Genomic DNA, 6,007 nt, shown 5'->3' on the forward strand with positions numbered 1-6,007 from the left:
GGTTCCCCCCAGGTGGCGATCCACCGGCAGCGACCGAGCGGAAGGCCCCGCGGCCTCAGGGCGAGGGCCGCCCACGGGTGGGATCGCGTCGCAGCACCAGCACGGTGGCGATCGCGGCGAGCCCTTCGCCGCGCCCGGTGAAGCCGAGGCCGTCCGTCGTCGTCGCCGACACGCTGACCGGCGCGCCGAGCGCCGCCGACATCACCTTCTCGGCCTCGGGCCGGCGGGCCGCCATCCGGGGGCGTACGCCGACGACCTGCACCGCGACGTTGCCGATCTCCCACCCGGCGGCACGCACCCGGCGGGCGGTTTCGGCGAGGAAGGCGACACCGGCGGCTCCGGCCCACTCCGGGTCGGCGGTGCCGTAGTTGGAGCCGAGGTCACCCAGCCCGGCGGCGGACAACAGGGCGTCGCAGGCGGCATGGCAGGCCACGTCCCCATCGGAATGGCCCTCCAGGCCGTACGCCTCCTCGGGGAAGTGCAGCCCGGCCACCCACATCGGCACACCCTCGGCGAAGCGGTGCACATCGGTGCCGATCCCGGTACGGATCCGCGCCGGGCCGACGGGCAGGGGTTCGTGGTTCACCGGGAGGTCCTTCCCATCATCTGCGTACCGTCGGTCGACGCACCGCCGTCCGACGGGTGAATGGCCGACGTATCGTCGGTCGACGTACCGTCGGTCGACGGGTGAGCGGCCGGCGGGTCAGCGGCGGGCCGGCGCCCGCGCCAGACGGCCTCGGCGACGAGCAGGTCGAAGGGCTCGGTGACCTTGAGCGAGTCGCGGGACCCGTCGACGAGGACGACCCGCTCCCCGATCGCCTCACAGGCCATCGCGTCGTCGGTCACCGCCAGGCCCACGGAGCGTACGTGGTGGTGGGCGCGGACGAGCGTCGCCAGGTCGAAGCCCTGGGGGGTCTGCACCGCCCGCAACCGGGACCGGTCCACCACGGTGGCTTCGCCCGGCACCGGGTCGGCCACCCGGATGGTGTCGATGACGGGAACGGCCGGGATCACCGCGGTCGCCCCGTCGCGCAGTGCTGCGAGCACCGCGGCCACCACGGTGGCGGGCACGAACGGGCGGGCGGCGTCGTGCACCAGCACGTGGCGGGCGGCCGGCGCGACCCGTTCGGCCTCGGCGAGGCCGTTGGCGACGGAGTCCTGCCGCTCCTCGCCACCCTCGACGAGGGTCCACGGGAGGGGGGCGTCGGCCAGGGCCCGGGTGAAGTCGTCGGCGAGCCGGGCGCGGCCGACGACGACGATCCGGTCGACCCCGCCGGCCGCCAGCGCCTCGACGGAGTGGGCGACGAGGGCGCGGCCACCGATCGTCCGCAGCGCCTTGGGGCCACCTTCACCGAGGCGGACGCCGGAACCGGCCGCCACCACCACGGCGACGACCGGTCCGGACGACGTGTGCACAGATGTCATGGGGGACAGATCAGGAGGCGAGGACCTCGTCCAGCAGTTCCTCCGCACGCTCCTCGTCGCACTTCTCCGCGAGGGCGACCTCCGAGGCGAGCACCTGACGGGCCTTGACCAGCATCCGCTTCTCACCGGCCGACAGGCCGCGGTCATTGCCCCGACGCCACAGGTCACGGACGACCTCGGCGACCTTGAGCACATTGCCCGAGTGCAGCTTCTCCAGGTTGGCCTTGTAGCGGCGGGACCAGTTCGCGGGCTCCTCCGCGTGCGGAGCCCGCAGCACCTCGAAGACCTTCTCCAGACCATCGGCATCCACGACGTCCCGGACGCCGACCAGGTCGAGATTGCACGCCGGCACCCGGACCACCAGATCGTTCTGGCCGACGATCCTCAGCACCAGGTAGAGCTTGTCCTCCCCCTTGATCTTGCGGGTTTCCATGTTCTCGATGACGGCCGCCCCATGATTGGGATAGACCACCGTTTCACCGACTGCAAACGTCATACATGTCCCCTTTCGCGCCCCGATTCTATCACGGAGGCTCGTGACACGCCCCGAATCGACTTGGCAGCTCCGGCCCGCTGCGGTTAGCGTGGGACGGATTGACGCCCGATCGTGACAGCCACAGGTGGCAAACGATGTGCCGGGTGACCACGTTTCTGGCTACTCTGTGCACGAGTCTGAGCTGGCCCAACGAGGAGTCCTGAATCGTGCCCACCCTGAAGAACCACGCCAAGCGCGCCGCCGTCGTCCTTGTCGCTACCGCCTCCCTGTTCGGGCTCGCGGGATGCCGCATGGGCTTCGAACACCAGACGCTGCAGCAGTACACCCAGGCGGAGGGCGTGAACCTCGACCTCGCCGACGGCCACCAGGTCGACCAGGGCAAGGGCCTGATCAAGGTGCGCAACCTGATGGTGATCGCCAGGCCTGACGGCAGCCAGGCCCACCTCGCCGGCACCGTGTACGCGTCCCCCTCCAGCACCCCGTTCAGCAACAGCCAGACCGCGCAGGCCGCCAAGCCGACCCTCGACACCCTGCAGTCCGTCTCCGGGCGGTCGCTGAAGCCCGACGGCGACACCGCCGGCACGATCAGCGCGACCCTGCCCGAGCCGCTGGCGATCACCGTCGAGAAGCCGGTCCGGCTCGAGGATGAGCGCACCACCATCACCGGCGCCAAGCTCACCCCGGGTATCGACGTCGAGCTGACCCTCACCTTCCAGAACAACGGCCGGATCACCGCCCGCGTCCCCGTGATCGACGCGACGAAGCCGGACTTCGCCACCATGTCGGCGGTGGCCCCGACGTCCGCCTCCGCGTCGCCCTCGGCTCCGGCGTCGGCCTCGGCGTCCGCCACCCCGAAGGCGAACGGCTGACGCACGCCGCACGCCCCACCTGTGCACCCCCGGCCGGAGTCCTCCGACCGGGGGTTTCGGTATCCGGGGCCGGACGGCTCGGGAGGCGATCCGGGATCAGCTGGCTCGGGACGCGATCCGGATCCGAATCAGATGGCTCGAGGAGCCCGTACGGTCAGCCCTCGAACTTGTAGCCGAGGCCACGGACGGTGACCAGGTGGACCGGCCGGGCCGGGTTCTCCTCGATCTTGGCGCGCAGCCGCTTGACATGGACGTCCAGGGTCTTGGTGTCGCCGACATAGTCGGCCCCCCACACCCGGTCGATCAGCTGGCCGCGGGTCATCACCCGGCCGGCGTTGCGGAGCAGCATCTCGAGCAGCTCGAACTCCTTCAGCGCCAACCGCACCGGCTCCCCGTTGACCGCGACCTCGTGGCGCTCCACGTCCATCCGGACGCCACCGGCCTCGACCACGTCGGGGATCAGCTCCACCTCCTGACCGCGGCGCAGCACTGCGCGGATCCGGGCCAGCAGCTCTCGCTGGGAGAACGGCTTGGTGACGTAGTCGTCGGCGCCCAGCTCGAGGCCGACCACCTTGTCCACCTCGGTGTCGCGGGCGGTGACCATGATCACCGGCACCGAACTCTGCAACCGCAGCTGCCGGCAGACCTCGGTGCCGGACATGCCCGGCATCATCAGGTCGAGCAGCACGATGTCGGCACCGCCCCGATCGAACTCCGCCAGTCCCTCGGCGCCGTCGGGGGCCTCGACCACGTCGAAGCCCTCCTTGCGCAGCATGTAGGACAGCGCTTCTCGATAGGACTCCTCGTCCTCGATGACGAGAACTCGGGTCATCCCTCTACCTCCTGGGAGTGTGTCCCCTGCGCCGCCGGCGCGTCGGACTGGTACGTGGTGCCGGACTGGTACGTGGTGGCGGTGTCGCCGGCAGAGGTGCCGACGGTGGCCTCCCCCTCAAGGTAGCGGGGGATCCGGATGGTGAAGGTGGAGCCCTGCCCCAGCTTGCTCCAGACCCGGACGTAGCCGCCGTGGGCGGCGGCGATGTGCTTGACGATGGACAGGCCGAGGCCGGTGCCGCCGTTGTCCCGGCTGCGGGCGTAGTCGACCCGGTAGAACCGTTCGAAGATCCGCTGCAGCTCGTCCTCGGGAATGCCGATCCCGTTGTCCGAGACGCTGATCTCCACGAAGTCCTCACCGCCCAGCAGGACCGTCCGGGCGGCCACCGCCACCCGGGCCCCCCGCTCGGAGTACAGGATCGCGTTCTCGATCAGGTTGGAGACGGCGACGATGAGCTGCTCCTCGTCGCCGATCACCTCCAGGCCGGACGGCCCGCCGACGGTGAGGGTGATGTGGCGGTCCTCCGCGTCGACCCGGTTGCGATCGACGGCATCGACGATCACCTCGTCGACCAGCACCTCGTTCAGGTCGAGCAGCGGGTCGTCGGACTGCAGCCGGCTGAGGTCGATGATCTGGCGGACGAGGTCCGAGAGCCGGCCCCCCTCGATCTGCAGCCGCCGGGCGAACCGGCGGACGTCGTCCGGGCTGTCCGCCGCCTCCTCCACCGTCTCGGCGAGCAGGGTGACGGCACCGATCGGGGTCTTCAGCTCGTGGGAGATGTTGGCCACGAAGTCACGCCGGGTCTCGTCGATCCGCCGGGCCGCGGTCCGGTCCTCGACCAGCACCAGCAGCGTACGGTCGTCGAGCGGCGCCACCCGGGCCATCAGGTGCAGGCTGGTCAGCCCCTCCCGCTTGAGGTCCAGCTCGGTGCTGCGCGGGCGCCGGTCCTGGCGGACCTGCCTGACCAGCGACAGCACCGCGGGGACCACCACCCGGGCGCTGCGGACGACGCCGAGCGTACGGGCCTGCGCGGTCGACTGGAGCACCTCGTCATGCGGGCCGATGACCAGTGCACCCGCCCGCAACTGGTTGAGCACCTGGGAGACCTCGGGACGTACGCTCACCCGGGCGGCCAGCTGGGCGCGTAGCTTCTCCTCACGGAGACGCCGGGCCCGGTCGCGCAGCGCCATCACCAGGACCCCGAGGAGCACGCCCACCACGAGGCCACCAGCGGCGGCGAAGGAGGCGTTCACAGGCCAGATCATACGGGGCCGGACGGGTCTCCCCCGTGCCGGGCGGGCGGGTTCACGCATTGTTCACGAGGTGTTCAGCCCGCCCGCGCCCGGGTAACCCGTCGGTGGGATAACGTCCGGGATGCGGCGAGGGGCCTCCCCTCGGCCGGCACCGACGCCGCGCCGACACGCTGACGGGCTATATTGGCGTGTCACCCTGCCGCAGACCGGACGGGACGGCAGACGGTGACGAGGGACGATCCGACGCCCGGGCGGCACCGGTGGCAGGTCCGGCGGGGCAGACAGCACAGCCCCCGGCCGCCGGTCGAGAACACGGTCGAGACCGCGATGACCCCCGTAGGCACAACACACGAGAGGAGGGCCGGGGTGCGCGACACGTACCGGGCACAGCTCCGGGAGACGATGGCCGATCTCGCGCGGATGGTGGACCTCGTCCACACCGCCCTTGCCGACGCGACGACAGCCCTGTTGACCGCCGACCTGCCGCTGGCCGAGCAGGTGATCTCCAAGGACCGGCTGATCGACGAGCTGGCCGAGGAGCTCGAGCGGCGCACCTTCTCGATGCTGGCCCGCCAGGCCCCGGTGGCCGGCGAGCTGCGCACCGTCTTCTCCGCGATCCGGATGCTCGGCGAGCTCACCCGGATGGGTGACCTGGCCGCCCATGTGGCCAAGATCGCCCGGCTGCGCTTCCCCGAGCACGCCGTGCCGGACAACCTGCAGGACAACTTCCGCAAGATGGCCGAGGTGGCCGGCTCGATGGTCGCCGACGCCAGCACCATGCTGCGCGACCTCAACGTCGACACCGCCGGGCACCTCGCCGCCGAGGACACGGTGATGGACGAGCTGCGGCGCGACCAGTTCCGTACGCTCGTCGACGGCACCTGGACACACAGCGTCGAGGCGGCGGTGGACACTGCACTGCTCGGCCGCTACTACGAGCGGATCGCCGACCACGCGGTGGAGATCGCCGAACGACTCGTCTACGTCGTCACCGGCGACGACCCGGTCTGATCCACCGCCCGTCCCGGCAGGTGTCCGCCCCCGGCAGGCGCCCGGGACGGATCTGTCCGGCACCATGAGCACAGGACGGCCGGGCGGGGAGCTCCCCGCCCGGCCGTCCTGTGCTCATGGT

Annotated in this window: 7 protein-coding genes; 2 read left to right on the forward strand and 5 right to left on the reverse strand. The window is 71.2% G+C overall.

Annotated features, from left to right (window positions below; all coding sequences use genetic code 11):
* Window positions 1-55: 55 nt before the first annotated feature.
* Genes ispF through VB059_RS12580 form a run of 3 tightly spaced genes read right to left on the reverse strand, consistent with a single transcriptional unit; the run spans window position 56 to window position 1,921 of the window.
* Window positions 56-586 carry a 2-C-methyl-D-erythritol 2,4-cyclodiphosphate synthase gene (gene ispF / locus VB059_RS12570; RefSeq protein WP_323422371.1) on the reverse strand — a complete coding sequence of 177 codons (531 nt, stop codon included), beginning with the start codon at window positions 584-586 and terminating at the stop codon, window positions 56-58.
* Window positions 583-1,425: a 2-C-methyl-D-erythritol 4-phosphate cytidylyltransferase gene (gene ispD, locus VB059_RS12575; protein WP_323422372.1), complete on the reverse strand. Its 843-nt coding sequence runs from the start codon at window positions 1,423-1,425 to the stop codon at window positions 583-585. The genes ispF and ispD overlap by 4 nt, the downstream gene beginning before the upstream one ends.
* Before the next feature lie 10 nt (window positions 1,426-1,435).
* Window positions 1,436-1,921: a CarD family transcriptional regulator gene (locus VB059_RS12580; RefSeq protein ID WP_323422373.1), complete on the reverse strand. Its 486-nt coding sequence runs from the start codon at window positions 1,919-1,921 to the stop codon at window positions 1,436-1,438.
* Between the two features lie 206 nt (window positions 1,922-2,127).
* Here VB059_RS12580 and VB059_RS12585 point away from each other — a divergent pair, with 206 nt between their 5' ends.
* Window positions 2,128-2,790, forward strand: a complete 663-nt coding sequence (locus VB059_RS12585) for a hypothetical protein (RefSeq protein WP_323422374.1) — start codon at window positions 2,128-2,130, stop codon at window positions 2,788-2,790.
* Between the two features lie 154 nt (window positions 2,791-2,944).
* Here the strand turns inward: VB059_RS12585 and VB059_RS12590 are convergent, their stop codons facing one another.
* Entirely contained in the window at window positions 2,945-3,622 is a 678-nt protein-coding gene (locus tag VB059_RS12590; RefSeq protein ID WP_323422375.1) for a response regulator transcription factor, read from the reverse strand.
* Window positions 3,619-4,875, reverse strand: coding sequence for a sensor histidine kinase (locus VB059_RS12595; RefSeq protein WP_323422376.1), 1,257 nt, complete (start codon window positions 4,873-4,875; stop codon window positions 3,619-3,621). Before VB059_RS12595 ends, VB059_RS12590 begins: the two co-directional genes overlap by 4 nt.
* A gap of 366 nt (window positions 4,876-5,241) precedes the next feature.
* Between VB059_RS12595 and phoU the strand changes: the two genes are divergently transcribed.
* Window positions 5,242-5,886 (forward strand): phosphate signaling complex protein PhoU, encoded by a 645-nt coding sequence (phoU, locus tag VB059_RS12600; protein ID WP_323422377.1) that lies wholly within the window; start codon window positions 5,242-5,244, stop codon window positions 5,884-5,886.
* Window positions 5,887-6,007: the final 121 nt, after the last annotated feature.

It is taken from the genome of Raineyella sp. (genome assembly GCF_034933565.1).
GTDB lineage: Bacteria > Actinomycetota > Actinomycetes > Propionibacteriales > Propionibacteriaceae > Raineyella.

What these genes read in the sequence shown, in the direction of transcription:
- ispD (WP_323422372.1), bottom strand. Translation starts at nt 1,425, where the DNA reads ATGACATCTGTGCACACGTCGTCCGGACCGGTCGTCGCCGTGGTGGTG.
- VB059_RS12580 (WP_323422373.1), bottom strand. Translation starts at nt 1,921, where the DNA reads ATGACGTTTGCAGTCGGTGAAACGGTGGTCTATCCCAATCATGGGGCG.
- VB059_RS12590 (WP_323422375.1), bottom strand. Translation starts at nt 3,622, where the DNA reads ATGACCCGAGTTCTCGTCATCGAGGACGAGGAGTCCTATCGAGAAGCG.